The sequence below is a fragment of the Azohydromonas lata genome (assembly GCF_034427735.1).
GTDB classification, from domain to species: domain Bacteria; phylum Pseudomonadota; class Gammaproteobacteria; order Burkholderiales; family Burkholderiaceae_C; genus Azohydromonas; species Azohydromonas lata.
In genome coordinates this window covers 1-26,396 of record NZ_JAXOJX010000063.1, presented here as the reverse complement: position 1 = coordinate 26,396, position 26,396 = coordinate 1, and the positions used below count along the sequence as shown (strand labels likewise).

General features: G+C 68.2%; 25 protein-coding genes and 3 tRNA genes. 16 read left to right on the top strand and 12 right to left on the bottom strand.

All coding sequences use genetic code 11. From position 1 onward, the window contains the following. Positions 1–33: 33 nt before the first annotated feature. On the bottom strand, positions 34–1,146 hold the full coding sequence (gene nadA / locus SM757_RS27085) for a quinolinate synthase NadA (protein WP_066335290.1): 1,113 nt from the start codon (positions 1,144–1,146) through the stop codon (positions 34–36). Positions 1,147–1,296: 150 nt separating this feature from the next. Between nadA and SM757_RS27080 the strand changes: the two genes are divergently transcribed. After that, the gene (locus SM757_RS27080) at positions 1,297–2,580 is read left to right on the top strand and encodes an MFS transporter (RefSeq protein WP_322467765.1); all 1,284 of its coding nucleotides are present in this window, start codon (positions 1,297–1,299) and stop codon (positions 2,578–2,580) included. A gap of 90 nt (positions 2,581–2,670) precedes the next feature. Continuing rightward, positions 2,671–4,401: a thiamine pyrophosphate-binding protein gene (locus SM757_RS27075; protein ID WP_322467764.1), complete on the top strand. Its 1,731-nt coding sequence runs from the start codon at positions 2,671–2,673 to the stop codon at positions 4,399–4,401. A 109-nt stretch (positions 4,402–4,510) separates the two neighbouring features. Here SM757_RS27075 and SM757_RS27070 read toward each other — a convergent pair whose 3' ends face one another. Beyond that, positions 4,511–4,867, bottom strand: coding sequence for a hypothetical protein (locus SM757_RS27070; RefSeq protein ID WP_066335298.1), 357 nt, complete (start codon positions 4,865–4,867; stop codon positions 4,511–4,513). Between the two features lie 165 nt (positions 4,868–5,032). On the opposite strand from SM757_RS27070, the gene rraA reads away from it, so the two are divergent. From rraA to soxZ, 4 genes are all read left to right on the top strand, one after another. Continuing rightward, complete coding sequence (gene rraA / locus SM757_RS27065) at positions 5,033–5,539, top strand: ribonuclease E activity regulator RraA (protein WP_322467763.1); 507 nt, start codon at positions 5,033–5,035, stop codon at positions 5,537–5,539. 103 nt (positions 5,540–5,642) lie between these two features. After that, a tRNA-Pro gene (locus SM757_RS27060) sits at positions 5,643–5,719 on the top strand. A gap of 118 nt (positions 5,720–5,837) precedes the next feature. Next, the gene (soxY, locus tag SM757_RS27055) at positions 5,838–6,356 is read left to right on the top strand and encodes a thiosulfate oxidation carrier protein SoxY (protein ID WP_322467762.1); all 519 of its coding nucleotides are present in this window, start codon (positions 5,838–5,840) and stop codon (positions 6,354–6,356) included. Positions 6,357–6,370: 14 nt separating this feature from the next. Beyond that, positions 6,371–6,679 (top strand): thiosulfate oxidation carrier complex protein SoxZ, encoded by a 309-nt coding sequence (gene soxZ, locus SM757_RS27050; protein ID WP_322467761.1) that lies wholly within the window; start codon positions 6,371–6,373, stop codon positions 6,677–6,679. Between the two features lie 21 nt (positions 6,680–6,700). Here soxZ and SM757_RS27045 read toward each other — a convergent pair whose 3' ends face one another. The 3 genes from SM757_RS27045 to SM757_RS27035 all read right to left on the bottom strand — a co-directional run bounded on the left by SM757_RS27045 (position 6,701) and on the right by SM757_RS27035 (position 9,167). Continuing rightward, positions 6,701–8,314, bottom strand: coding sequence for an MFS transporter (locus SM757_RS27045; RefSeq protein ID WP_066335309.1), 1,614 nt, complete (start codon positions 8,312–8,314; stop codon positions 6,701–6,703). Between the two features lie 11 nt (positions 8,315–8,325). Beyond that, positions 8,326–8,402 (bottom strand) — tRNA-Arg (locus tag SM757_RS27040). Between the two features lie 72 nt (positions 8,403–8,474). Further along, the gene (locus tag SM757_RS27035; RefSeq protein ID WP_322467760.1) at positions 8,475–9,167 is read right to left on the bottom strand and encodes a glutathione binding-like protein; all 693 of its coding nucleotides are present in this window, start codon (positions 9,165–9,167) and stop codon (positions 8,475–8,477) included. A 51-nt stretch (positions 9,168–9,218) separates the two neighbouring features. Here SM757_RS27035 and SM757_RS27030 point away from each other — a divergent pair, with 51 nt between their 5' ends. Together SM757_RS27030 and SM757_RS27025 are read left to right on the top strand one after the other, a co-directional pair. Next, on the top strand, positions 9,219–9,953 hold the full coding sequence (locus SM757_RS27030) for a hypothetical protein (RefSeq protein ID WP_322467759.1): 735 nt from the start codon (positions 9,219–9,221) through the stop codon (positions 9,951–9,953). Positions 9,954–10,038: 85 nt separating this feature from the next. Further along, positions 10,039–11,103: a hypothetical protein gene (locus SM757_RS27025; RefSeq protein WP_322467758.1), complete on the top strand. Its 1,065-nt coding sequence runs from the start codon at positions 10,039–10,041 to the stop codon at positions 11,101–11,103. A 15-nt stretch (positions 11,104–11,118) separates the two neighbouring features. Here SM757_RS27025 and SM757_RS27020 read toward each other — a convergent pair whose 3' ends face one another. Genes SM757_RS27020 through lptF form a run of 5 tightly spaced genes read right to left on the bottom strand, consistent with a single transcriptional unit; the run spans position 11,119 to position 15,908 of the window. Beyond that, the gene (locus tag SM757_RS27020) at positions 11,119–12,300 is read right to left on the bottom strand and encodes a pyridoxal phosphate-dependent aminotransferase (protein ID WP_322467757.1); all 1,182 of its coding nucleotides are present in this window, start codon (positions 12,298–12,300) and stop codon (positions 11,119–11,121) included. Positions 12,301–12,358: 58 nt separating this feature from the next. Next, a complete protein-coding gene (locus tag SM757_RS27015) occupies positions 12,359–13,303 on the bottom strand; it encodes a CysB family HTH-type transcriptional regulator (RefSeq protein WP_066335319.1) in 945 nt (314 codons plus the stop codon). A 15-nt stretch (positions 13,304–13,318) separates the two neighbouring features. Beyond that, positions 13,319–13,699 (bottom strand): sirohydrochlorin chelatase, encoded by a 381-nt coding sequence (locus SM757_RS27010; RefSeq protein WP_066335321.1) that lies wholly within the window; start codon positions 13,697–13,699, stop codon positions 13,319–13,321. After that, a complete protein-coding gene (lptG, locus tag SM757_RS27005; protein ID WP_322467756.1) occupies positions 13,696–14,811 on the bottom strand; it encodes an LPS export ABC transporter permease LptG in 1,116 nt (371 codons plus the stop codon). The genes SM757_RS27010 and lptG overlap by 4 nt, the downstream gene beginning before the upstream one ends. Further along, complete coding sequence (lptF, locus tag SM757_RS27000; RefSeq protein WP_322467755.1) at positions 14,808–15,908, bottom strand: LPS export ABC transporter permease LptF; 1,101 nt, start codon at positions 15,906–15,908, stop codon at positions 14,808–14,810. The genes lptG and lptF overlap by 4 nt, the downstream gene beginning before the upstream one ends. 27 nt (positions 15,909–15,935) lie before the next feature. Here lptF and SM757_RS26995 point away from each other — a divergent pair, with 27 nt between their 5' ends. The 4 genes from SM757_RS26995 (at position 15,936) to SM757_RS26980 (ending at position 19,650) form a co-directional block, all read left to right on the top strand. Further along, positions 15,936–17,408, top strand: a complete 1,473-nt coding sequence (locus SM757_RS26995; RefSeq protein ID WP_322467754.1) for a leucyl aminopeptidase — start codon at positions 15,936–15,938, stop codon at positions 17,406–17,408. Positions 17,409–17,482: 74 nt separating this feature from the next. Then, entirely contained in the window at positions 17,483–17,923 is a 441-nt protein-coding gene (locus tag SM757_RS26990) for a DNA polymerase III subunit chi (protein ID WP_322467753.1), read from the top strand. A gap of 132 nt (positions 17,924–18,055) precedes the next feature. Then, positions 18,056–19,198 (top strand): branched-chain amino acid ABC transporter substrate-binding protein, encoded by a 1,143-nt coding sequence (locus SM757_RS26985; RefSeq protein ID WP_322467752.1) that lies wholly within the window; start codon positions 18,056–18,058, stop codon positions 19,196–19,198. 137 nt (positions 19,199–19,335) lie between these two features. Then, positions 19,336–19,650, top strand: coding sequence for a hypothetical protein (locus SM757_RS26980; RefSeq protein WP_066335331.1), 315 nt, complete (start codon positions 19,336–19,338; stop codon positions 19,648–19,650). A gap of 113 nt (positions 19,651–19,763) precedes the next feature. Here SM757_RS26980 and SM757_RS26975 read toward each other — a convergent pair. Then, a tRNA-Ser gene (locus tag SM757_RS26975) sits at positions 19,764–19,854 on the bottom strand. A gap of 304 nt (positions 19,855–20,158) precedes the next feature. Between SM757_RS26975 and SM757_RS26970 the strand changes: the two genes are divergently transcribed. Next, a complete protein-coding gene (locus tag SM757_RS26970; protein ID WP_322467751.1) occupies positions 20,159–22,420 on the top strand; it encodes an arginine/lysine/ornithine decarboxylase in 2,262 nt (753 codons plus the stop codon). Between the two features lie 98 nt (positions 22,421–22,518). Here SM757_RS26970 and fabI read toward each other — a convergent pair whose 3' ends face one another. Beyond that, positions 22,519–23,310: an enoyl-ACP reductase FabI gene (fabI, locus tag SM757_RS26965; protein ID WP_066335334.1), complete on the bottom strand. Its 792-nt coding sequence runs from the start codon at positions 23,308–23,310 to the stop codon at positions 22,519–22,521. Positions 23,311–23,542: 232 nt separating this feature from the next. On the opposite strand from fabI, the gene rimP reads away from it, so the two are divergent. The 3 genes from rimP to SM757_RS26950 form a co-directional block, all read left to right on the top strand. After that, positions 23,543–24,217, top strand: a complete 675-nt coding sequence (gene rimP / locus SM757_RS26960) for a ribosome maturation factor RimP (RefSeq protein ID WP_322467750.1) — start codon at positions 23,543–23,545, stop codon at positions 24,215–24,217. Then, positions 24,214–25,692: a transcription termination factor NusA gene (gene nusA / locus SM757_RS26955; protein ID WP_322467749.1), complete on the top strand. Its 1,479-nt coding sequence runs from the start codon at positions 24,214–24,216 to the stop codon at positions 25,690–25,692. Before rimP ends, nusA begins: the two co-directional genes overlap by 4 nt. A 59-nt stretch (positions 25,693–25,751) precedes the next feature. Continuing rightward, positions 25,752–26,396 (top strand): translation initiation factor IF-2 associated domain-containing protein (locus tag SM757_RS26950; RefSeq protein ID WP_322467748.1); only part of this gene is annotated, 645 nt, incomplete at its 3' end.

Genomic DNA, 26,396 nt, shown 5'->3' with positions numbered 1-26,396 from the left:
GCCCGGGCGTCGATCAAGGAGAAGTGAAAACCGTCAGGCCGCGCCGATGTTCTTCACGAACCCCCGCTGCGGCTGCGCCAGCGCGTGCGGGTTCTTGGCCACGAAGTCCAGCATGCGTTCGATGCAGCCGGCGGCCTGGGTGCGTATGGGTTCCGGCACGGTGATTTCGCCCACGCCCTGTTCCAGGCAGTCGATCACACCCTGCAGCGCGTTCATCGCCATCCAGGGGCAGTGCGCGCAGCTCTTGCACGTGGCGCTGTTGCCGGCGGTGGGGGCCTCCAGCAGCGTCTTGCCCGGGGCCAACTGGCGCATGCGGTGCAGGATGCCGTTGTCGGTGGCGACGATGAAGGTCTGCTCCGGGCCTTCCACCACGGCTTTGAGGAGCTGCGAGGTCGAGCCCACCACGTCGGCCTGCGCCACCACGCTCTTGGGCGACTCGGGGTGCACCAGCACCAGGGCGTCGGGGTGCTGCTTCTTCAGCAGCTCCAGCTCTATGCCCTTGAATTCGTCGTGGACGATGCATTCGCCCGTCCACATCAGCATGTCGGCGCCGGTCTGCTCTTGGATGTAGCGGCCCAGGTGCCGGTCCGGCGCCCACAGGATCTTTTCGCCCTGGCTCTTGAGGTGCTCGACGATGGCCAGCGCGCAGGAGCTGGTGACCATCCAGTCGGCGCGGGCCTTCACGGCGGCGCTGGTGTTGGCGTAGACCACGACCTTGCGGTCGGGGTGCGCGTCGCAGAAGCGCGAGAAGTCGTCGGCCGGGCAGCCCAGGTCCAGCGAGCAGGTCGCGTCCAGGTCGGGCATGAGCACGCGCTTGTGCGGGGAGAGGATCTTGGCGCTCTCTCCCATGAAGCGAACGCCGGCCACCACCAGCGTCTGGCTCTCGTGGTCGCGGCCGAAGCGGGCCATCTCCAGCGAGTCGGCCACGAAGCCGCCGGTCTCCAGCGCCAGGTCCTGCAGGTCGCCGTCCACGTAGTAGTGCGCCACCAGCACGGCGTTGTGCTGCTTGAGCAGCGCCGCGGCGCGCGCCTTGCGCTCGTCACGCTGCGCCGGGGTCAGTGCCTCGGGCACCTTGGCCCAGGCATGGGCAACGCAGCTTTGGCCCGCGGCGTCCTGGCGGGTGTAGTCGAAAAGCACCTGGCTCATGGCTTGATCGGGGGAGGGGGCTGTCTGGGCAGCCTGGATGTTGGGGATTGAATTCGGGGCGCGATGGTAGCCCACGGATTGGGTCAGCACGGGCCGTGCCCATGCTGCCCACACCCGTCACCACTGTTTGGGATGTTTACCATCCCATGAATGAACTCCACCCGCCCCGAAATCAAGGCGTCCGGCGAGGAGGCTGCCCGCCGCCCAAGCGACGTGCGCACCATCTCGCTGGTGGGCCTGGCCCACGGCAGCTCGCACTTCTGCCACCTGCTGCTGCCGCCGCTGTTCCCCTTCTTCATCCGCGACTTCGGCCTCACCTACGCGGAGCTGGGCCTGGCGGTGACGCTGTTCTTCGCGATCTCCGGCATTGGGCAGGCGCTGTCAGGCTTCCTGGTGGACCGGGTGGGGGCGCGGCCCATCCTGTTCGCGGCGCTGGCCAGCTTCGTGGCGGCGGCGCTGACGGCCGCCTCGGCCCACAGCTACTTCGGCCTGCTGCTGGCCGCGGCGCTGGCCGGCCTGGGCAACGCGCCTTTCCACCCAGTGGACTTCACCATCCTCAACAAGCGCGTGTCGTCCAAGCGGCTTGGGCATGCCTTCTCGGTGCACGGCATCAGCGGCAACCTGGGTTGGGCGGCCTCGCCGGTGTTCCTGCTGGGCTTGACGGAGCTGACCGGCTGCTGGCGTTGGGCCGAGGTGGGCGCGGCTTGCGTGGTGGCCAGCGTGATGCTGCTGCTGTGGTGGCAGCGCGACGCCATCGACGACAGGCAGGGCGCGTGGGCCCACGAGAAGGCCGCCGCCAAGCCCGGCGCCGCGCCGGCCAAGGAAGAGCACCCGCTGGCGTTCTTGAAGCTGCCCTCGGTGTGGCTGTGCTTCTCGTTTTTCTTCTTCTCGACCTGCGCGCTCAGTGCTATCCAGAGCTTCGCCAGCCCGGCGCTGCAGGAGATGACGGGGCTGCCCGTGTCGCGCACCTCGCTGGTGGTGACGGGCTTCATGCTCTGCGGCGCGCTGGGCATGGTGGCCGGCGGCTTCCTGGCGGCGCGGGCCGAGCGGCTGGAAAAGATCATCGGCTCCTGCCTGGTGGTGTCGGCGGCGGTGCTGTTGCTGGTGAGCACGGGCGTGGTGCCGGGCATGGGGGCGCTGGTGCTGGTGTCGCTGGCCGGCTTGGGCGTGGGCCTGGCCGGGCCCTCGCGCGACATGCTCATCAAGCGCGCCGCGCCGCCGGGGGCCACGGGGCGCGTCTACGGCACGGTGTATTCGGGGCTGGACCTGGGCTTCACCCTGGCCGCGCCCATCTTCGGCTGGCTGATGGACCACCACATGAACGGCGCCATTTTTCAAGGCTCGGCCCTCGCGCTGCTGGCCGGGGTGCTGTCGGCCGCCGCCGTGGGCCTGCGCATCGCGCCGCGCCGCGCGGCGGCCAAGGCCACGGCCTGAAGCGGCCAACGAAGGTGATCCGCACGCGTGCCGCTTGAATCGCGCGAGGCGGGTGCCTTTTCTTTCCTGACGCATGGGGGAGCAGCACGCATGAACGCAAGCGCTGAGAGCAGGCCCGCCCGCCCGGGCGGCCATCTGCTGGTGGAGGCCCTGGTGGCGCAGGGCGTGGACACGGTGTTCGGCGTGCCGGGCGAGAGTTTCCTGGCGGCGCTGGACGGGTTTCACCAGCACGGCGAGGCCATCCGCTTCGTCGCCTGCCGCCACGAGGGCGGCGCGGCCTTCATGGCCGAGGCGCAGGGCAAGCTCACCGGCCGCCCGGGCGTGTGCTTCGTCACCCGCGGCCCCGGCGCCACCAACGCGGCCATTGGCGTGCACACGGCCTTCCAGGACAGCACGCCGCTGCTGCTGCTCGTGGGCCAGGTGGCGCGCGACCAGCGCGACCGCGAGGCTTTCCAGGAGCTGGACTACCGCCAGGTGTTCGGCCCGGGCACTTTGGGCATGGCCAAGTGGGTGGCGGAAGTGGAGGACGTGCAGCGGCTGGCCGAGTACGTCGCCCGCGCCTTTCACGTGGCCCTGCAGGGGCGGCCGGGGCCGGTGGTGCTGGCGCTGCCCGAGGACGTCTTGAGTGCCCCGGCCACGGCCCCCGTGCTGCCGCGCGTGGAGCCGGCGCAGGCCTGGCCCGCGCCGGGGGCGCTGCGCGGGTTGCGCACGCTGCTGCTGCAGTCGAGGAAGCCGCTGTTGATCGCGGGCGGCAGCGGCTGGACGGCCGAGTCGGTGCAGGCGCTGCAGCGCTTTGCCGAAAACTGGAATTTGCCCGTGGGCTGCGGCTTCCGCTTCCAGGACACCTTCGACAACCGCCATCCCAACTACGCGGGCGACGTGGGCATCGCCATCAACCCGCGGCTGGCGCAGCGGGTGCGCGACTCGGACCTGCTCATTGCCGTGGGCGTGCGCTTGGGCGAGATGACGACGGGCGGCTACACGCTCATCGAAGCGCCCCGGCCCAAGCAGAAGCTGGTGCACCTGCACGCGGGCGCGGAGGAGTTGGGCCGGGTCTACGCGGCCGACCTGATGCTGCAGTGCTCGCTGGCCGCGGCCGGCAAGGCGCTGGAGACGCTGACCGCGCCGCCGCAACTGCCGTGGGCCGACTGGACCGCCGGCGCCGCCGCCGACCTGGAGGCCAACCGCGTGCCCCACGCCGTAGCGCCGCTGGACATGGCGCAGGTGGTGCTGGCGCTGGAACGGCTGGCGCCCGCGGACAGCCTCTACACCAACGGCGCGGGCAACTACAGCGGCTGGCTGCACCGCTACATGCGCTACCGCGGTCTGCAGCACTTCGGCCGCACGCAGCTCGCGCCCACGGCCGGCGCCATGGGCTACGGCTTTCCGGCGGCGGTGGCGGCGGCGCTGCTGTATCCGGAGCGCACCGCCATCAACCTGGCGGGGGACGGCGACTTCCTGATGACCAGCCAGGAGATGGCCACGGCCATGGCCTATGGGGCCAACCGCGGGGCGGGGCGGCTGGTCAGCATCGTGGTGGACAACGGCAGCTACGGGACCATCCGCATGCACCAGGAGCGCCACTACCCGGGGCGCGTGAGCGGCAGCGACCTCTTCAACCCCGACTTCGCCGCCCTGGCGCGCAGCTACGGCTGGCGCGCGGCGCGGGTGGAGTGCACGCAAGCCTTCGAGCCGGCGTTGCTTGAGGCGCTGTCCGACGGGCCGCCCATGCTGCTGCACCTGAAGCTGGATACGGACGTGAGCACCAGCCGCAGCACCTTGTCGGAGATACGGGCGGCGGCAGTGAAAGGAAAGGGCTGATCAGCTCACGGCCCCGCCCAAAAGAAAAAACGGCCGCTTCCGCGGCCGTTCGCTGTTTTCACCTGAACCCAAGGGCCGCAGCCCCGGGCCGGGCATCAGCCTGTCAACGTCACTCGTCGCGGCGTTGCTGGGAGCGGTCCTGTTGGGTGGACTGCTGGCCCGCCTGCGAGCCGCGCTGGCTGGACTGGTCCTGCTGGCCCTGGCGCTGGCTCGACTGGTCTTGCTGACCCAAGCCGCCGCGCTGCGACTGATCCTGTTGGCCGCTGCGCTGGTCTTGCTGCGAGCCCTGCTGCCCGCCCTGCTGGCCCGACTGTGACTGCTGGCCCATGCCACCGGTCTGGCTTTGCTGGCCCTGGCGCTGGCTGTCCTGGCTCTGTTGACCTTGCTTCTGGCCCTGCTGACCTTGCTGGCCCTGCTGGTTGCCTTGCTGGTTCTGTTGGCTCTGGTTGCGGTCTTGAGAGGTCATGTCGACTCCTTGGTAGTCATCGGCCGGCGGGATTGCCGACGAAGCCTTATCGGCAATCCCAGTGCCCACGAACACGGGGATGACAAGGCAGCCGCGCGCCTGAGCTTTTGGCGCATGTCCACATGCTAGGCTGCCGCGCGCCAGAACTTTCCCCAGGAGGAGCCCTTGACCGACCCCGTGAAAACCTACGTCACCTGCGACATCTGCGACGAGCGCAAGGCCCAGGCCGGCGACGCGCTGCGCGTGCTGCCGCCGGTGTTCCGCGACTTTGGCGGCAAAACCGCCTTCAGCGGCCCGGCGGTGACGGTGAAGTGCTTCGAGGACAACACCTTCGTCAAGGCTGCCGTGGACAGCCCAGGCAACGGCTGCGTGCTGGTGGTGGACGGCGGGGGCTCGCTGCGCAAGGCGTTGTTGGGCGGCAACCTGGGCCGCTCGGCCGAGAAAAATGGCTGGGCGGGCGTCGTCATCGACGGCTGCGTGCGCGACGTGGCCGAGCTCGCCACCTACGGCATCGGCATTCGCGCCCTGGCCTCCATGCCGCTGCCCACCGAGAAGCGCAACGAGGGCCAGCGCGACGTCCCCGTCACCATTCAGGGCGTGCCCGTGCGCCCGGGCGACTGGATCGTGGCCGACGCTGACGGCACCCTGGTGCTGTCGCAGCCGCCGCAATAAGGCCCAGCGGACGGGGCGGGCGTCGCCCCGAGGCGACATCACCACGACGTTCGCCTGCCGCCGGGCGCGACACCCCGTGGCGGGCGGCTACAATATCCCTCTTCGGGGTGTAGCGCAGCCTGGTAGCGCAACTGCTTTGGGAGCAGTGGGTCGGATGTTCGAATCATCTCACCCCGACCAATTTTTCTTTTCACATCAATGCCTTGGAACGCTTTTGGCTCATCGGCCGGGAGTTTCCAGGGCGTTTTTGTATCCGCGCTCCATGCAGGCGGCCCGTGTCAAAACGCACCAAGGTGGGATGTTGTTTTCACAAGGTATCTCCAGCGATTTCGGCAAGGACGGCAAGGAACGCAGGCGGGCCCTTTGCTCCGCGGCGCGGGCGCTGGGCCTGTTCGTTCTGGCCGGCGTGATCACCGAGGCCGACGCGCAGGCGCAGTCCGCCGCCTGGGCCTCGGCCTGGGATGCGGCGTTCGACAGCCGTGATTTCAAGGGCGCGCTGCGCGCGTTGGGCGGCGAGGGCGCCGCGGCGCAGGGCCAGGTGCGGCTCGATGGCCCGGACGTGGCCGAGAACGGCGCGGTCGTGCCCTTCACCGTCACCACGGCGTTGCCGGGCGTGACGCTCGTGGCGCTGCTGGTGGAGCACAACCCGGGGCCGCTGTCGGCGGTGTTCCAACTGCCGCCCGGCACCGAGGCCTTCGTGTCCACCCGGCTCAAGATGGCCGAAAGCTCCGCCGTGCACGCGCTGGTGCGGGCGGCCGACGGGTTTTATCTGGCGCGGCGCGATGTGCGCGTCATCCAGGGCGGCTGCGCCGGCTGACGAGGAAACCAGCCATGGGACAACCGAGCCGCATGCGGGCCGTGGAGAACGGCGGCATCGTGGAGCTGCGCCTGCTGATGAGCCACGTGATGGAAAGCGGCCAGCGCCGCGACGCCGCGGGCGTGCTGGTGCCGGCGCACCACATCGAGCGGCTGGAAGTCGAGTGCGGCGGGCGCACCGTGCTGCAGGCGCGGCTGGGGCCCTCGGTGTCGCGCGATCCTTACTTGCAACTGCGCTTTCGCGGCGCCAAGGGCGAGCGGCTGGTGGTGCGCTGGGTGGACAACCGCGGCGACTCGCGCAGCGACGAGGCCACGGTCAGCTGAGCAGGGACGCCCGGCGCGCCGTCAGTCTGCCATCGTCTCGCCCACGTAGCGGCGCACGCGCGGCGGCGCGTCGCCGCGGTGGAAGGCCAGGCGGCGCTCGCGCAGTTGGCGGTCGGAGGCGGTGATGCGGTCCATGCGCCGCTGGTGCTCGACCCAGGACTCGTCGAGGAAGTACTCGACGTGGCGCGTGGGGTCGGTGCTGTCGTGCAGCAGGCCCCAGCTCAGCGCGCCTTGGCGCAGCCGCGCGCGGCGGCTCTCGCGCATGACCTCGGTGAAGGCGGCGGCGTCGTCCTCGGCCACGAAGTACTCGATGGTCACCATCACCGGGCCGGCTTCCGGCGGGATGTAGAAGGCCGGGGGCGGCTCGATCTTGGCGGGATGCGGCGTGAGGTCTTCCGGCGGCAGGGATTCCAGCCGGTGGCGGCGCAGCAGCGCGACCATCGCCACCGCCGTGACCGCGGCGGCCAGCAGGCTGGTGCGCACGTCGGTGTGGCTGGCCACGTAGCCCCACAGCGCCGCGCCCACCGCGTTGCCCGCCATCAGCGCCATCTGGTAGATGGACATGCCGCGCGCGCGCACCCAGTTGGGCAGCGTGAGCTGGGCGGTGATGGTCAGCGAGTTGGCCACTGAAATCCACGCCGCGCCGGCCAGCACCATGGTGGGCGCGGCCACCCACACGTTGGGCGCCAGCGCCACGCCCACCATGGCCGCGGCGTTGATGAGCGTGCCGTACTCGACGAGCTGGTCGCGGTCCCAGCGTGCGCGCAACTGCGGCAGCGACAGCGCCGCCGCAATGGCGCCCGCGCCCATGCAGGCCAGAAGCAGCGTGAACGTCCCCGCGCCGCCGCCTTCCAGGCGCTGGGCCTGCAGCGGCAGCAGCGCGATCAGCGCCGTGGCCTGCAGGAAGAACACGAACACCCGGAGCAGCACCACGCGCATGCCCGGCGACTGGCGCACGTGCTGCACGCCCACGCGCATGGCGCCCACGAAGCGCTCGCCCGGCAGCGCCGAGTGCCGCGGCTCGTATCGCCAGCGCCACACGAGATAGCTCGCCACCAGCGACAGCGCCGCGTTGAGCGCGAACACCCAGGCGCTGCCCAGGCTGGCGATGATGGCGCCCGCCGCGATGGGGCCGGCGATGCGCGAGGCGTTCATGGCCACGCCGTTGAGCGCCAGCGCCGCGCTGAGCTCGCGCTTGCCCACGATCTCCGGGACGATGGCCGCGAACACCGGCCAGCGCATGGCCAGCCCAATGCCGTTGGTGAACACCAGCGCCAGCAGCAGCGGCGCCGAGAGCTGTCCGGCCATGGACACGGTGGCCAGCACCACGCCCACCACTGCCACCCACAGCTGCGTGAACATGAACCAGTGGCGGCGGTTGACGATGTCGGCCAGCGCGCCGCTGGGCAGGCCCAGCAGGAACACCGGCAGCGTGGAGGCCGACTGCACCAGCGCCACCATGGCGGGGTCGCTGCTCAGCGAGGTCATGACCCAGGCCGCGGCCACGTCGTTCATCCACAGGCACACGTTGGCCGTGAGCCAAGCGCTCCACAACATGCGGAACACCGGAAGACGCAAGGGGGCGAGAGCGCCGGAGGGGGCTTCTTGAGGAACTTCGGAAGCGGAGGGCTGCATGAAGGCGCGTATGGCCTGCCCGGAGGGACTCGAACCCCCGACCTGCTGCTTAGAAGGCAGCTGCTCTATCCAGTTGAGCTACGGGCAGTGCAGAAGTTGAATTGTAAGCAGTGGCGAGGGCGCTTCGCGCCGCGCCGGTAAGGCAATCGTTGCGCCCAGCTCAGCGCCGGGCGTATTGCTTGGCGCCGAACAGGGCTTCGCGGGCCTTGTCGTCCATCTGCGGCTTGCGGCGGTCGGCCAGCACCTCCACGCCGCGCTGCACGGCGGGGCGGGCGGCTATCTCGTCGAACCAGCCTTTGAGGTGCGGGTAGTCGTTCCAGTCGATGCCCTGGTTCTTCCAGGAGCGCAGCCAGGGAAAGACGGCGATGTCGGCAATCGTGTACTCGTTGCCGGCGATGTAGCGGTGGCGGGCGATCTGGCGGTCCATCACGCCGTACAGGCGCTTGGCCTCGTTGGTGTAGCGCTCCACGGCGTAATCGATCTTCTGCGGCGCATAGATGCGGAAGTGGTGCGCCTGGCCCAGCATGGGGCCCACGCCGCCCATCTGGAACATCAGCCACTGCAGCGTTTCGTACTTGCCGCGGGTGTCGGCGGGCAGCAGCTTGCCGGTCTTGCCGGCCAGGTACAGCAAGATGGCGCCGGACTCGAACAGCGACATGGGCCGGCCGTCGGGGCCGTCGGGATCCACGAGGGCGGGAATCTTGTTGTTTGGGCTGATGGCCAGGAACTCGGCGCTGAACTGGTCGCCCGCGCCTATGTCCACGGCGTGCGCCCGGTAGGGCAGCCCGCACTCTTCCAGCATGATGTGAACCTTGTGGCCGTTGGGCGTGGGCCACGAATACACTTCGATCATCTTTGCTGTCTCCACGCGTCAAAACGGGCGCCTGATTGTGCGCCAGCCCTCATGCTCGACGCCTTCAAGCATTGGTTCTCACGCCGCGCCGGCTTGCCCGGCGAGCGTGCGCTGGCCGATTGGGCCCACGCGCTGGGACATCACTTCAAGCGCAGCCGCGACGCCGACGGTTTCATCGTCGAAGCGCACGATGGTTCTTGGCGGCTGGAGTGGGGCCCGTCGCAGCGCCGCTACATCCAGGGCCAGGAATTGCGGCTGCGCGCACCGCTGACCGGCGGTGCCGGCCTGCAGATGCTGCTGCTCACGCGCGGCCTGCTGGATCTGCTGGAAAAGCAGGTGTTCGAGCAATATACCCAGGAGCTGCAGACGCGCATTGACCTGGCCACGCCGGACGAGATGCGCTGGCTGGTGCTGCACCCCAAGCTGCCCGCGGCCGAGTTGCATGCGTTGCGCGGGCACTACGGCGGCGTTGGGCAGCCCCTGGAAGCGCTGGCGAGCTGGGTCAGCGGCCCGCTGGGCACGGCGCTGGCGGAGTGGGCGGCGCGCTCGTCCAGCAGCGGGCCGCTGCTGTTCATCGTCCAGCGCGAACGGCTGACGCTGCGCACCGCGCTGCCGCGGCCGGACACGCAACCCATCGCCGAGCTGCTGCGCCTCTTTGAAGTGGCGCGCCGCGAAGCCCAGCGCGTGGCCGCGCAATGGCACGTGCCGGGCATGGAAGATCCCGCCGCTTCGCTGTGGCCGCACTCGGCCGATGGCCCGGACACGCCTGCCGGCCCTGTGCGCTGAAGGCCGACTGGCGGTGCAGGCTCCCCGCGCCTGCACCTCCCCCCGTGCTAGAGTGCCCCGCATATCGGTATGCCCGGAGGGAGGGATGTCCCGAATATTGCTGTTTATCAGCCTTGCCGCCGCCGCCTGCGTGGCGTGGGCAGCGCCTTCAAACGCGCTGGCCCTTGCGGCCTATGGCAAGGCTTCGACCGTTGCTGCATTGCAGCCCGGTACCGCTGACAAGCTCCAGCAGCGCCTGCGCGACCTGGAGGACAAGGTGCTGCAACTGCAGCAGCAGTCCCAGCACGACCAGGAGGCACTGGAAGAAGGCCGGCGCCGCCAGGCGGAGCTGGAGGCGGCCGCGCACGCCATGCCCTGGCTGTTGGGCCTGGTGGTGGCGCTGGCCGCCGTGGCCGTTGCGCTGGCGTGGCGCGTGCAGTCGCTCACGCGTCGCCGCCAGGAGGCCTGGTGGGATACCTCGGCGCCCATGGCCCTGGACATCGAGGCGCCGCGCGACGAGGCGCCCAACACCGCCGCGGTCGTCTTCAACGAGCCGGCCGCGCAGCACGACACGCCCACGCGCCCGCCGCTGTCCGCGCCGCTGGCCACCGCAGTGCTTTCCGTGGACGAGCAGTTAGCGCTGTCACAACAGGTGTCGCTGCTGTGCGCCCTGGGCCAGGACGACAAGGCCGTGGAGCTGCTGCTGTCGCGCATGGAGCAGGGTGGCCGCACGCCCTGGCTGCTGCTCAAGCTGTTGTCGCTGTACCAGCGTGATGGCCAGCGCGCGGCTTACGACAAGCTCGCACGCCAGGTGGCGGTGCGCTTCGGCTGCACGCTGCCGGCCTGGGACGCTCCGGCGCAGCCCGGCCTGGACGGCGACCCCGCGCTGCTGCAGACGCTGCAGCAGTCCTGGGAATCGCCCGTGGACGCGCTGCAGGCGCTGGCCAAGCTGCTGCTCAAGCCGCAAGCCTTGCCGTCGCTGGCGGCTTGCGAAGACATGCTGCTGCTCTACCGCGTGGCGCATGAGCGCCACCGCCAGGAAGTCGCCTCCTGCGGCGAGGTGGACCTGCTGTTGCCGCTGGCGCCGTCGGCCGACGGCGGCAAGACTCTGGCGGGCGCGCCGTCGCTGTTCGTCCCGGGCCTGCGCGCGGAGCTGCAGCCCGCACCCTGACGCCCCGGCTTGGCGCTACAGCTTGGCCAGGCGTTGCAGGGCCTGGTGCAGCGTCTCGTCCTTCTTGGCAAAGCAAAAGCGCACCACGCGCTGCTCGAAGCCGTCGGCGTAGAAGGCCGACAACGGGATGGCTGCCACGCCGATCTCCGTGGTGAGAAAGCGGCAGAAGTCCGCTTCCGGCAGGTCGCTCAAGGCCGAGTAGTCCACGCACTGGAAGTAGCTGCCTTCGCTTTGCAGCGGGCGCAGCCGCGTGGCTTGCAGGCCCTGGCGGAAGAGGTCGCGCTTGCGCTGGTAGAAGGCGCCGAGCTCCAGGTAGGGCTTGGGATCGGCCATGTAGCGGGCCAAGCCATGCTGCATGGGCGTGTTGACTGTGAACACGTTGAACTGGTGCACCTTGCGGAACTCGGCCGACAGCGGCGCGGGCGCCGCCACGAAGCCCACTTTCCAGCCGGTGACGTGGTAGGTCTTGCCGAAGCTGGAGACGATAAAGGCGCGCGCGGCCAGCGCCGGCACGCTGGCCGCGCTGACGTGCTCGCGGCCGTCGTAGACCATGTGCTCGTAGACCTCGTCGCTGAGCAGCAGCACGTCGGTTGGGCGCAGCAGCTCGGCGAGCTGCTGCAGCTCCTCGCGCGTCCAGACGCTGGCGCCCGGGTTGTGCGGCGTGTTGACGATGACGAGCCGCGTGCGCGGTGTGAGCGCCGCGGCGATGCGCGCCATGTCCGGCCGGAAGCTGCCCGGCGTCAGCGGCACGCGCACCACGGTGCCGCCGGCCAGCTCGATGTTGGGACCGTAGCTGTCGTAGCAGGGCTCCAGGACGATGACTTCGTCGCCCGGGTGCACGCAGCACAGGATGGCGGTGAGGATGCCTTGCGTGGCGCCGGCCGTGACGGTGATCTCGGTGTCGCCGTCATAGCGGTGGCCGTACAGGGCCTGCACCTTGTCGGCGATGGCCGTGCGCAGCGCCGGCACGCCGGCCATGGGCGGGTACTGGTTGAGGCCGCCGCGCATGGCCTCGGCCACCGCGTCCACCAGGCGCGGATCACCCTCGAAGTCCGGGAAGCCCTGGCCCAGGTTGACCGCGCCGTGCGCCTGCGCCAGGGCCGACATCACGGTGAAGATGGTGGTGCCGACCTGCGGCAGCCGGCTTTGCAACGCCGGCGTGCGCGGCGTGCCGTCCATGGGAGGGTGGTGCTGCATGGAAAGTCTTTCCGCGTGGTGCCGCCCGCGTGCGTGTGCCGTGGACGGCTTTGAAAGCTCAGAGGTCGTAATCCTCGCCGTCGCCGGCCATGGCGCGCTGTATGAGCGCGCGGGTGAGGCGGTCCGACAGCAGCTCGGCAAAGGTGTAGACGAAGTTGCGCAGGTAGGCGCCGCGCTTGAAGGCCACGCGCGAGACGTTCATGCCGAAGAGGTGGCCGGCCGGGCGCGCCACCAGGTCGCCGCCGGGCGGGTCGTCGCGCACGGCCATCTCGGCCAGGATGCCCACCCCCAAGCCCAGCCGCACGTAGGTCTTGATCACGTCGGAGTCGATGGCCTCCAGCACGATCTCCGGCTGCAGCCGCCGCTGGGCAAAGGCCTGGTCGATGCGCTTGCGCCCGGTGAAGGCAGGCTGGTAGGACACCAGCGGCTCGCGCGCGAGCTGCTCCAGCGTGGGCCGCTCGACGCCGGCCAGCGGGTGCGAGGCCGGCACCACGATGACGTGCTGCCATTCGTAGCAGGGCAGCGTCACGAGGTCGCCATACTCGGACAGCGACTCGGTGGCCAGGCCGATGTCGGCGCTGTCGTCCAGCAGCATCTGCGCGACCTGCTCCGGCGTGCCCTGGTGCAGGCTCACGCTCACCTTGGGATGGCGTTTCCTGAGCAGTGCCACGGGCTCGGGCAACACGTAGCGCGCCTGGGTGTGCGTGGTGGCGATGGACAGCCGCCCCGCGTCCTGCTTGCCGAACTCTTCGCCTATGCGCTTGAGGTTGCCCACCTCGCGCAGGATGATGTCCACCGCCTGCAGCACCTGGTGGCCGGGCTCGGTGACGCGCTTGAGCCGCTTGCCGTGGCGGGCAAAGATGTCCACGCCCAGCTCCTCTTCGAGCTCCAGGATGGCCTTGCTGATGCCGGGCTGCGAGGTGTGCAGCGCCTTGGCGGTCTCGGTGAGGTTGAGGCCGCGACGAACGGCCTCCTGGACGAAGCGGAACTGGTGCAGGTTCACGGCGGCATCGCCTCCTCAGGTTGGCAGCAGGGCCAGCGCGGCGCCGGCCATGGCCTGCACCACGTCCGGCAATTCGCCCACGGCCGGGTGCAGCTCGAAGCACACGCCTGCATGCTCGGCGCGCAGGGCCTGCAGCAGCCGCGGCAAGTCCTTGCGCACGTGGCCGCCGGCGCCCAGGAACAGCGGCAGCACGTCCACCCGCGTGCAGCCCGCCTGCACCAGCCGCGCGGCGGCCGTGGCCAGGTCAGGCGCCATGAATTCCAGGTAAGCCAGCTCCACCGGCGTGCCGGGGCGCTGGGCCTGCACGGACTGCGCCACCGCCTCGAAGGGCCGCGCCCATTCGGGGTCGCGCGCGCCGTGGGCAAACAGCAAAAGCCCGGTGGAGGAGGTGTTCATCGGTACCGCACAAGCCAGGTGAACGCTGCCAGGGACAACAGCAGGTAGAAGATGCTGGGCGCCGCGGCGGTGAGCCAGGGCGTCCACTCGCGCAGCAGGCCCAAGTGGCCCGCGACGTTGTTGAGCAGCACGAAGCTGATGCCCAGCATGATGCCGCCGAAGACCTTGTAGCTCAGCCCGCCGGCGCGGGCGTGCAGGTAGGCGAATGGCAGCGCCAGCGCCACCATCACCAGGCAGGCGAAGGGATAGAAGGCCTTGCGCCAAAAGCGTATGGCGTGGCGCTGCGCCGCCTGCTCCTGGTTGGAGAGGTGGGCCGCGTAGCGCCACAGTTCCAGCGTGCTCATGGTGTCTATGGGCAGCACGGCTGCGGCCACCACGTCCGAGCCCAGGTTGCTTTCCCAGCGCATCTCAGGCATTTGTTGCACAAGCACCCGAGCTTGTGCGTCCGCCACGCTGGCTGCCGGCCAGGTGGTGCGCTGCACGTCCTGCAGCGTCCAGACCTCGTTGGCGTCTATGCGCGCGTGGGCCGCGGCGATGCGCTCCATGAGCCGGCCTTGCTCGTCGAACTCGAAGATGCGAACGCCTTCGAGCGTGCCGTCCGGCGCCAGCCGCTGCACGTTGAGCGAGACTTGGTGCGTGCCCTGGGGCGTGCTGCGGCGCTCGCGCAGCCAGGCGCCGGTGGCACCCAGGTCGTGCCCGCCGCTGGCCTGCGCCTTGGTCCGCACGGCGTAGCTTTCGCTGGCCGGCACCACGAAATCGCCCACCACGAAGGTGAGCACCGCGAAGGCTGCGCCCAATACCGCCAGCAGCGACAACGCCCGCCCGGGGCCCAGGCCGCCGGTGCGCAGAATGGTGAACTCGCTGGCCTGCGCCATGCGCGCCATCGAGAAGATGGTGCCTATGAGCACGGCAATGGGCAGCAGCTCGTAGAGATGGCCGGGCGTCTCCAGCAGGCTGGACAGCAGCGCCATCGGCAGCGTGTAGCCGCGGCGGCCCACGTCCTCCAACTCACCGACGAAGTCGATGAAGAAGAACAGCGACAGGAACGCCAGCGCCACGAAGCTGACGGCGCTGACGATGTCGCGGTAGAGCAGTCGGCGCACCGTCCTCATGCGCGCCTCCCCATGCGCAGCAGGCGCGGTGCGGCCACGCCCAGTTCACGCCAGCGCAACAGGCCCAGTGCCAGCAGGAAGGCCGCGCCATGCAGGCCCAGCAGCGCACCGGAGAGCCCCATGCGGCCACCGCCGCCCACCCAGGCTTGCGTGAGATTGATCAGGTTGTAGTACACGACGAAGCCCAGCAGGGCAAACAGCAGGTTCCAGTTGCTGGCGCGGCGCGGGTTGGTGGCCGACAGTCCGATGCCCAGCAGCATCAGGTTGCCCGCGCCCAGCAGCAGGCCAAAGCGCCAGGCCAGCTCGGCGAGTTGGCGCGCGCCGGGCTGGCGCAGCAGGTCTATGGTGCGCATGGTCTTGGGCGAGTGCTCCTGTGCGCTGCGCACCTCGTGCTCGTCCACGACCACGCGGTAGGTGTCGAAGCGCGAGAGCGTGAGCGCGCCGGTGGCGCGGTCGGTCTCGTTGCGCTGGCCTTCCTCCAACACCAGCACGCGGCGCTGCTCCTCGTTCTCGATGTGGCCGCCATGCGCCGACACCACGGTCTCGCGCTTGGGATCGTTGGACAGGACGAACACGTTGCGCGCGCGAGTGTTGTCGCTGTCGCCGTCGCGCTCCACGAAGAACACGCGGCTGCCATCGCGCGAGACCTGGAACACGCCCGGCGCCACGCGCGAGAGGTCGCTGCGTTCCTGGTAGCGCTCGCGCAGCTCCGCGCTCATGCGGTTGCCCCAGGGCCAGACCACCAGCACCAGCAGCGCAATGACCAGCAGCACCGGCCAGCTCGTCTGCAGCACCGGCCGCACGAAGCGAGAGAGGCCCACGCCGCTGGCGAACCAGATGGCCATCTCGCTGTCGCGGTACATGCGCCCAAGCGTGGCCACCACGGCGATGAACAGCGACAGCGCCAGCATCGTGGGCAGGTGGCCCAGCGCGGTGTAGCCCAGCAGCAGCACCACGTCCTGCGGTGCCACCGATCCTCCCGCGGCCAGGCCCAGGGTGCGTATGAGCATCATCGTCAGCACGATGGTCAGGATCACGACCAGCGTGGCGCCGAAGCTGCGCGCCAGCTCTCGGCGCACGGTGGTATGGAATAACATCTGGCGATCAACGAACTTGGCGTCATTATGGACTTGCGATCCCTCGTTCCCGGCACGGCCGGCCTGGCCGGCGTGGCCGCGGATGCTCTGGTGCTGGTGGTGGCCGGCGGTCAGGCGCAGACGCTGGAGCCTCCACTGGCGGCGCTGCTGTCGGAGAGCGTGAAGGCGGGCGATTTCGAATTCAAGGCGGGGCGAACGCTGTACCTGCACCGCCCCGCGGGCCTGAAGGCGCCGCGCCTGGTGCTGGCCGCAGCGGCCGACGCTTCGCCCAAGGCTTTCAAGGCCGCGGTGGCCGCGGCGCTGTCCGCGCTCAAGCCGCTGGGCGTGCGCCACGCCGCGGTGGCTTTGGCCGCCGCGCCCTTGGGCGAAGCCGGCGTGCTGGACGACAGGCATGCGGAAGTGCTGGCGCTGGCCGTGTCCGAAGCCACCTATCTGTACCGCCACACCAAGCCCAGCGCGGGTGATGGTTCCAAGCTGCAAAAGGTGTCGCTGGTGAGCGACAAGGCCACGGCCAATGCCATCAAGAAGGGCTTGGTGCGCGGGCAGGCCATAGGCGAGGGCGTGACGCTGGCGCGTGAATGCGCCAACCGTCCGGGCAACCACGCCACGCCCACTTTCCTGGCCGAGCAGGCGCAGGCGCTGGCGGCGCAGTACGGCTTCAAGGTCGAGGTGCTGGGCCGCAAGGAGGTCGAGAAGCTGGGCATGGGCGCCTTCATCGGCGTGGCCCAGGGCTCGGAGGAGCCGCTGCGCTTCATCGTGTTGCGCTACGAAGGCGCTCCGCGCGCGTCGGCGCCGCTGGTGCTGGTGGGCAAGGGCATCACGTTCGACAGCGGCGGCATCTCCATCAAGCCTGCGGCCGAGATGGATGAGATGAAGTTCGACATGTCCGGCGCCGCCAGCGTGCTGGGCACTTTCCGCGCCATAGGCGAGATCGGGCCCAAGGTGAACGTGGTGGGCCTGATTGCCGCCTGCGAGAACCTGCCCAGTGGCCGCTCCATCAAGCCCGGCGACGTGCTGCGCTCCATGGCGGGCCACACCATTGAAGTGCTCAACACCGACGCCGAAGGGCGCCTGGTGCTTTGCGATGCGCTGACCTACGCTGAGCGCTTCAAGCCCGCGGCGGTGGTGGACATCGCCACGCTCACCGGCGCCTGCGTGATCGCGCTGGGCGCGCAGCGCTCGGGCCTTTTCTGCCCCGACGACGAGTTGGCTGCGAAGTTGCTGCAGGCCGGCGAGTCGGCGCTCGATCCGGCCTGGCGCATGCCCATGGACGACGAGTACGACGAAGGGCTCAAGAGCAACTTCGCCGACATGGCCAACGTGGGCCCGCGCGCCGGCGGCGCCATCACGGCCGCCATGTTCCTCAAGCGCTTCACCAAGGCCTACCGTTGGGCGCATCTGGACATCGCCGGCACGGCCTGGAAGGGCGGCGCCGCCAAGGGCGCCACCGGCCGTCCCGTGGCGTTGCTCACGCACTTCGTGCTCTCGCACACGCGCTGACCGACTGTGGCGCTGGGTCTGTTGAAGCCGGTGTGCCGTGAGGCCACCGGCTTGTTGTTCAGAGGGTTGAAGTGATGGCGTTGTCGGAAGTGGCCTTCCACACCGGCGTGGGCGACAAGATCGGCTATTGCTGCCGGCTGTTGCGCAAGGCCTACAGACAGCAGGCACGCATGGTGGTTGCGGGTGATGCCGAAACGCTCACGCGGCTGGACCAGGCGCTGTGGCTGTTCGACGTGCGCTCCTTCATTCCGCACCGCCGGCTGGCCGCGGGGCAGGCCGTGCCGCCGGCGTTGCTGCGCACACCCATCTGGCTCATGGAGCCCGGGGCGCGGCCGCCGGTGCAGGGCATTCTTTTGAACCTGGGTCCGGCCGCGGTGCCGAAGTTTGAAAGCTATGAGCGGCTCATCGAGGTCGTTGGGTTGGACGAGGCGGATCGCCTGGCCGCACGCCGGCGCTGGCGCGCTTACGAGGCGCAAGGACTGCGCATCACGCATCACGCCCAGGAAGGGCAGTGAAGCTGGTTTACTGGTAATCCCTCAACAGTTTGTTTGCTGTTTGGTCAACCGATGTCCGCTTTATTTGCGTTATTGTTCCTCCCGCTGAAACTGTTACCAGTTCCGACTTTCCTACCCCCTCGGAGGTTCTGAATGCGATTCCAAGTCAATGTGGTTCTTGCCGCTGCCGCGGTGCTGTTTGCCGGCGGCGTCAGCGCGCAAGAACTGGTGGTGAAAATTGGCCATGTCGCTCCTACCAGCGGTCCGATTGCCCACCTGGGCAAGGACAACGAGCTGGGTGCCCGCATGGCGGTAGACGAGCTCAACGCCAAGGGCGTGACCATCGGCGGCAAGAAGGCCAAGTTCGAACTGCTGGCTGAAGACGATGCCGCTGACCCCAAGCAGGGCACGGCCGCTGCGCAGAAGCTGGTGGACAGCAAGGTCAACGGCGTCGTGGGCCACCTGAACTCCGGCACCACCATCCCGGCCTCCAAGATCTACAGCGATGCCGGCATCCCGCAGATCAGCCCCTCGGCCACCAACCCCAAGTACACCAAGCAAGGCTTCAAGACGGCCTTCCGCGTCGTGGCCAACGACGAGCACCTGGGCGGCACGCTGGGCAAGTACGCCGTGAACCAGCTCAAGGGCAAGGCGATCGCCGTCATCGATGACCGCACCGCCTATGGCCAGGGCGTGGCCGACGAGTTCGAGAAGGGCGTCAAGGCCGCCGGTGGCAAGACCGTGGGCCGCGAGTTCACCAACGACAAGGCCACGGACTTCACCGCCATCCTGACCAGCATCAAGGGCAAGAAGCCCGATATCGTCTTCTTCGGCGGCATGGACGCCGTGGCCGGGCCGATGCTGCGCCAGATGAAGCAATTGGGCATCACCGCCAAGCTCATGGGCGGCGACGGCATCTGCACGGGCGAGCTGCCCAAGCTGGCCGCAGGCTCCATGGCTGACGAGCAGGTCGTCTGCGCCGAGGCCGGTGGCGTCGAAGGCGAGCAGAAGGCGGGCATGGACAAGTTCAAGACCGACTTCAAGAAGAAGTTCAACGCCGACGTGCAGATCTACGCGCCCTACGTGTACGACGCCGTGATGGTGATGGCTGACGCCATGGTCAAGGCCGGCTCCGCCGAGCCCGCCAAGTACCTGCCAGTGCTGGCCAAGACCAGCGGCTACAAGGGGGTGACGGGCACCATCGCCTTCGACGAGAAGGGCGACATCAAGAACGGCGCCCTGACCATGTACACCTACAAGGGCGGCAATCGCCAGCAGATCGCCGTGGTGCGCTGATCCATCAGCGTTTTCCCGCGAAAAAGCGCCCGCAGCTGCGGGCGCTTTTTTTTCGGCACGGGCCTTGCCAGATGGGCGATTGCAGGCCGGCGGGCAGCGTGAAAGCATTGGGCGCGAGCGTCGGTCGGAGGATTTTCATGGCATTGCGCACCTTGCTCTACCGCTATTTCTTCTTCGGCTGGCTGTTCCGCGACGCCAGCAGCGGCACGCCGCTGGAGCGGGCTGCGGCCTGGCGACACAACCGGAACCAAGCACGCTGGCTCCCGACCTACATGCGGCGCTGGATGTTTTGCGGCGCGCTGTTCTATCTGGTGGGCCTGTTTGTGGAAAGCGTTGTCGGCGCGCCGCTGCTGTCGTCGCTGTTCTATGTCACCGGGCTGATGAGCGTACCAGGCAACGCCGTGATGGTCGTGGCCTGGATAGGCTTCAAGGCGCTGTCCGGTCCGTTTTGACGGGCGGGGCCAAGGTAGTCGCCGCAACCGCGCCTTCGTCATTCATTTCACGCTCACCGAGCGCAAAAAGCACAACGGGCCCACGAAGGGCCCGTTGTGCTGCTTGATACGGCTGGCGGAGGGAGCGGGATTCGAACCCGCGGTGGGCTATTAACCCACACACGCTTTCCAGGCGTGCGACTTAAACCGCTCATCCATCCCTCCGCGGATGGTTTCGGTTGCTGACCACCGAAGCCTTGCATTCTAATCCAGGATTTCAGATTTTTCGAGCTTTCAACAGCGATTCGCAAAAAAGATTTGCGATGCGCCGGTTTGCGTCCGCCCGCAGGCGGCTCAGGGGGCGCATGGGGCGGTGTTGATGCGGAGCTCGAAAGCCATCCGGTGGCATAGGCGGGCTTTTTGATTGCTGCATTGTCGCGAAGGGGATGTCGAGCAGGCAGAACTGTCACGCTCAGCGCCTACACTTCGCGGTTTTCCTGAAGGACCAATGCCCGGGAGGGCTGCCCGCATGCTGCGTTACCGTTTCCCCATCTTCATCATCGACGAGGACTTCCGTTCGGAGAACACGTCCGGCCTGGGCATCAGGGCGCTGGCGCAGGCGATCGAAAAGGAAGGCTTCGAGGTGCTGGGCGTCACCAGCTATGGTGACCTGAGCCAGTTCGCGCAGCAGCAAAGCCGCGCCAGTGCTTTCATCCTGTCCATAGACGACGAGGAGTTCACCGCCGCCGAGGACGAGGAGGACACCGCGGTTCAGAACCTGCGCAAGTTCATCACCGAGATCCGCTTTCGCAATGCCGACATTCCCATCTACCTGTACGGCGAGACGCGCACCTCGCAGCACATCCCCAACGACATCTTGCGCGAGCTCCACGGCTTCATTCACATGTTCGAGGACACGCCGGAGTTCGTGGCCCGCCACATCATCCGCGAGGCCAAGAGCTACCTCGACGGGCTGGCGCCGCCGTTCTTCCGTGCCCTGGTGGACTATGCGCAAGACGGCTCCTACTCCTGGCACTGCCCGGGCCACTCCGGCGGCGTGGCCTTCCTGAAAAGCCCGGTGGGGCAGATGTTCCACCAGTTCTTCGGCGAGAACATGCTACGCGCGGACGTGTGCAACGCCGTGGACGAGCTGGGTCAGTTGCTGGACCACACCGGCCCCGTGGCCGCCAGCGAACGCAACGCGGCGCGCATCTTCAACGCCGACCACTGCTTCTTCGTCACCAACGGCACCAGCACATCCAACAAGATGGTGTGGCACCACACGGTGGCGCCGGGTGACGTGGTGGTGGTGGACCGCAACTGCCACAAGAGCATCCTGCACTCCATCATCATGACGGGCGCCGTGCCGGTGTTCCTCACGCCCACGCGCAACCATTACGGGATCATCGGCCCCATTCCGCAAAGCGAGTTCAGCCGCGAGTCCATACAGAAGAAGATCGCTGCCAACCCGCTGCTCGACGGCGTTGATGCTTCGGCCGTGCGCCCGCGCATCCTCACGCTCACGCAGAGCACCTACGACGGCGTGCTCTACAACACCGAGACCATCAAGGGGATGCTGGACGGCTGGATAGACACCATCCACTTCGACGAGGCCTGGTTGCCGCACGCGGCCTTCCATGGCTTCTATGGCTCCTACCACGCGATGGGCAAGAAGCGCGCGCGGCCCAAGCAGTCCATGGTTTATGCCACGCAGAGCACGCACAAGCTGCTGGCCGGCTTGTCGCAGGCCTCGCAGGTGCTGGTGCAGGACTCGCAGACGCAAAAGCTCGACCGTCACCTCTTCAACGAGGCTTACCTGATGCACACCTCCACGTCGCCGCAGTACGCGATCATCGCGTCGTGCGACGTGGCCGCGGCCATGATGGAGCCCCCGGGCGGCACGGCGCTGGTGGAGGAGAGCCTGCGCGAGGCCATGGACTTCCGCCGCGCCATGCTCAAGGTGGACAAGGACTTCGGCCACGACTGGTGGTTCAAGGTCTGGGGGCCGGAGCGCCCGCTGTCGGCCAACGGCATTGGGCAGAGCGCGGACTGGATGCTGGAGGCCAACGAGGAGTGGCACGGCTTTGGCAATCTGGCGCCGGGCTTCAACATGCTCGACCCCATCAAGAGCACCATCATCACGCCGGGCCTGGACGTCAACGGCAAGTTCGACACCAGCGGCATTCCCGCGTCCATCGTCACCAAGTTTCTGGCCGAGCACGGCGTGGTGGTGGAGAAGACGGGCCTGTACTCGTTCTTCATCATGTTCACCATCGGCATCACCAAGGGCCGCTGGAACACGCTGCTGACTGCGCTGCAGCAGTTCAAGGATGATTACGACCGCAACCAGCCGATGTGGCGCATCCTGCCGGAGTTCTGCGCTGCCCATCCGCGCTACGAGCGCATGGGGCTGCGCGATCTCTGCCAGGCCATCCACGGCATGTACGCCCAGGGCGACGTGGCGCGACTGACCACCGAGATGTATTTGTCCGACCTGCAGCCGGCCATGAAGCCTGCCGATGCCTATGCCCGCATTGCGCACCGCGACACCGAGCGCGTGGAGGTCGATGCGCTGGAAGGGCGCATCACGACGTCGCTGGTGACGCCGTACCCGCCGGGCATTCCGCTGCTGATTCCGGGCGAGCGTTTCAACCGCAAGATCGTGGACTACCTGCGCTTCGTCCGCTCGTTCAACGAGGCTTTCCCGGGCTTCGGTACGGACGTGCACGGGCTGGTGGAAGAGGAAGTGGACGGCGTGCGCCGCTACTACGTGGATTGCGTGCGCAACTGAACGGGCGGGCCTGCTTGGCCATGAGAAACGGCGCCCCGCGGGGCGCCGTTTTTTTGGGTGTCCTGGCCGCGTGCGGCCGGGACGGTGAAGCGGGTCAATCAGCCGCGGGGTGAGCGCTCGCCGCCCATGACTTGGCTGAAGCCGCCGTCCACATAGGTGATCTCGGCGCTGATACCCGACGCCAGGTCGGACATGAGGAAAGCTGCTGCGTTGCCGACGTCGTCGATAGTGACGTTGCGGCGCAGCGGGGCATTGGTTTCCACGATGTCCAGGATGTTGCCGAAGCCCTTGATGCCCGAGGCTGCCAGCGTCTTGATGGGGCCGGCCGAGATGCCGTTGACGCGCACGCCGCGCGAACCCAAGCTGGACGCCAGATAGCGCACGCTGGCTTCCAGCGACGCCTTGGCCAGGCCCATGGTGTTGTAGCAGGGCACGTAGCGAACGGCGCCCAAGTAGCTCAGCGTCAGCAGGGCGCTGTTCTGGCGCAGCATGGGAGCGGCAGCCTTGGCCATGGCGGGGAAGCTGTAAGCCGAAATATCGTGCGCGATGCGGAAAGCCTCGCGCGAGAGGCCGTCCAGGAAGTCGTGGGAGATCGCTTCTCGCGGCGCAAAGCCGATGGAATGCACGAAACCGTCGAACTCGGGCCAGTGCTGGGACAGGTCGGTGAAGAGGCCGGTGATTTGCGCGTCGTCGGCCACGTCGCAATCAAAGACCAGCTTGGAGTCGAACTCCTCCGCAAACTTGGAAATGCGCTCCTGGAAGCGCTCGCCAACGTAACTGAAAGCAAGCTCCGCGCCTTCGCGGTGGCAGGCGCGGGCGATGCCATAGGCAATCGAGCGGTTGGACAGCAATCCCGTGATCAACAGCCGCTTGCCGGCAAGAAATCCCATGGTGGCTCCGAGAGGTCAAAAACGGGCGGGATTCTCGCACGCAGCTTGCTTCACTCATTTGAGTTCAACCGGTCACTTGCCGGTACAGCTCTTGCAGAGTACAATCCGCTTCTCGCTGAATACCTAAACGGGCGGATCTTCCAGCCCTTTTTTTTTGCTTGATCGAATTTCACTTCCCTCACCGTTGCAACTACAGGAGGCCGCAGGTGGCGCCAGCCGCATGCGGAACAGCATGAACTGGCAGGCAGCCATTGAGCGCACCGTCACGGGCCTGGGCTATGAGCTCGTGGAGGTCGAGCGCGCTACGCGCGGCCTGTTGCGCGTGACCATTGACCGCGTGCCCGGGCATGCGTATCCCGGCGCGCCGTCCGAGTCCGTGACGGTGGATGACTGTGAGGCCGTGACCCGCCAGTTGCAGTATGTGCTGGAAGTGGAGAACGCCGACTACGCGCGGCTGGAAGTCTCCTCGCCGGGGCTGGATCGCCCGCTCAAGCGCGAGGCCGACTATGCCCGTTTTGCCGGTGAATTGGTTGAGATCACGCTGAAGATGCCTTTCCAGGGGCGGCGCAAGTACCGCGGCTTGCTGCAGTCCCGCCCCGCGGAAGCCCCCCTCGAGGCCACGCCGGCCGGTGCTCAAGGCGCTGAGGTCGCGGCGCCCGCCGGTTGGCGGCTGGTATTGCAGGACGAAGCGCCGGCGGCGCGCAAGAGCGGCGGCAAGGCCGTGCGCTCCAATGCCAAGGCGCGCGCCAAGCCGAAGGACGACGAGGACGCGCCGGTGCAGGTGCTGGACTTCGCCTTCGACGAAGTGCGTGAGGCCCGGCTGGTGCCGGTGGTGGATTTCAAGGGCCGGCGGGCCCAGGCTGCGCAGCCGCAAGAGCCGCAGCAGGACGGAGGACGCACAGAATGAACCGCGAAATGTTGATGCTGGTGGATGCCATCTCGCGCGAGAAGAGCGTCGAGCGCGACGTGGTCTTCGGCGCCGTGGAAGCGGCCCTGGCCTCGGCGACCAAGAAGCTGCATGGCGGCGAGGTGGACATCCGCGTGGCCATTGACCGTGACACCGGTGAGTACGAGACCTTCCGCCGCTGGCTGGTCGTCCCCGACAGCGCCGGGCTGCAGAACCCCGATGCCGAGGAACTGCTCTCCGATGCGCGCGACCGCATTGCCGACATCGAAGAGGGCGACTACATCGAGGAGCCCATCGAGTCCGTCACGATCGGCCGCATCGGCGCGCAGGCTGCCAAGCAGGTGATCCTGCAGAAGATCCGCGACGCCGAGCGCGAGCAGCTGCTCAATGATTTCCTCGCCCGTGGCGAGAAGATCATGGTGGGCACCGTCAAGCGGCTGGACAAGGGCGACATCATCGTCGAGAGCGGCCGCGTCGAAGGCCGGCTCAAGCGCGGCGAGATGATCCCGAAGGAAAACCTGCGCACGGGCGACCGCGTGCGGGCCTTCATCGCCGGCATCGATCCGACCGTGCGCGGGCCGCAGATCATGCTCTCGCGCGCCGCGCCGGGTTTCATGATGGAACTGTTCGCCCAGGAAGTGCCTGAGATCGAGCAGGGCCTGCTGGAGATCAAAAACGCGGCGCGCGACCCGGGCAGCCGCGCCAAGATCGCCGTGCTCTCGCACGACAAGCGCGTGGACCCCATCGGCACCTGCGTGGGCGTGCGCGGCTCGCGCGTGAACGCCGTGACCAACGAGCTCGCCGGTGAGCGCGTGGACATCGTCTTGTGGTCCGAGGATCCGGCCCAATTTGTGATTGGTGCGCTGGCGCCGGCCAACGTGCAGTCCATCGTGGTGGACGAGGAGCGCCACGCCATGGACGTGGTGGTGGACGAGGAAAACCTCGCCATCGCCATCGGCCGCGGCGGCCAGAACGTGCGTCTGGCTTCGGACCTCACCGGCTGGCGCATCAACATCATGACGGCGGAGGAATCGCTGGCCAAGCAGACCACCGAGACCGAAAAGCTGCGCCGTCTGTTCGTGGAGAAGCTCGACGTGGACGAGGAGGTCGCCGACATCCTCATCGCCGAGGGCTTCGCCAGCCTCGAAGAAGTGGCTTACGTCCCCATGCAGGAAATGCTGGAGATCGAAGCATTCGACGAGGACACCGTGGGTGAGCTGCGCAAGCGCGCCAAGGATGCGCTGCTGACCCTGGAGATCGCCCGTGAGGAAGCCGTGGAAGAGGTGTCGCAGGACCTGCGCGACCTCGACGGCCTCACGGCCGAAGTGATTGCCAAGCTGGCCGACGGCGGTGTGCATACCCGTGACGACCTGGCCGACCTGGCCGTTGATGAACTGACTGATATGACCGGCCTGGACGACGTGGCGGCCAAGGCTCTGATCATGAAGGCGCGTGAACACTGGTTCAACGCCTGATCACCGTCCCTGACCACGCCCGCCAAGACCGCATCGCCCAGCAAGCAAGGATTTCCATAATGGCCGTGACAACCGTCGCTCAGTTCGCCGCCCAGCTCAATCGCCCGGCGTCGACACTGCTCGAGCAACTGCAGTCCGCCGGTGTCAGCAAGCGCTCCACCGACGACGCGCTCACCGATGCCGACAAAGAGCGGCTGCTGGCTCATTTGCGCAGCAGCCACGGGACCGGCGGAGGCGACCGCAAGAAGATCACGCTGACCAGCCGCAGCACCAGCGAGATCAAGCAGGCCGACGCCTCCGGCAAGGCCCGCACCATTCAGGTCGAAGTGCGCAAGAAGCGCACCTTCGTCAAGCCCGACGAGGCGAGCGCGCCCGAGATGAGCGCCGAGGAACTGGCCCGCCGCGAGGAAGAGGCCCGCGCCCAGGCCGAGGCTCTGCGCCGCCAGGAGGAGGAGCTCGCCGAGCGCCGCCGCCAGCGCGAAGCCGAGGAAAAGCGCCAGCGCGAGGAGGCCGAGGCCGCCCGCCGCCAGCGCGAGGCCGAGGAAGCCGCCGCCCGCGAGCGCGAGGCCGCTGTCGCCGCGCAGGCGGCCCAAGCCGCTCAAGCTGCCCAAGCCGCCGAGGCGGTCACTGCCGCCAAGTCTGCCCGCGAGCAGGCTGCCGCCCGCGCCGCTGCCGAAGCCGCCGCGCTGCAGGCCGCCTCGCGC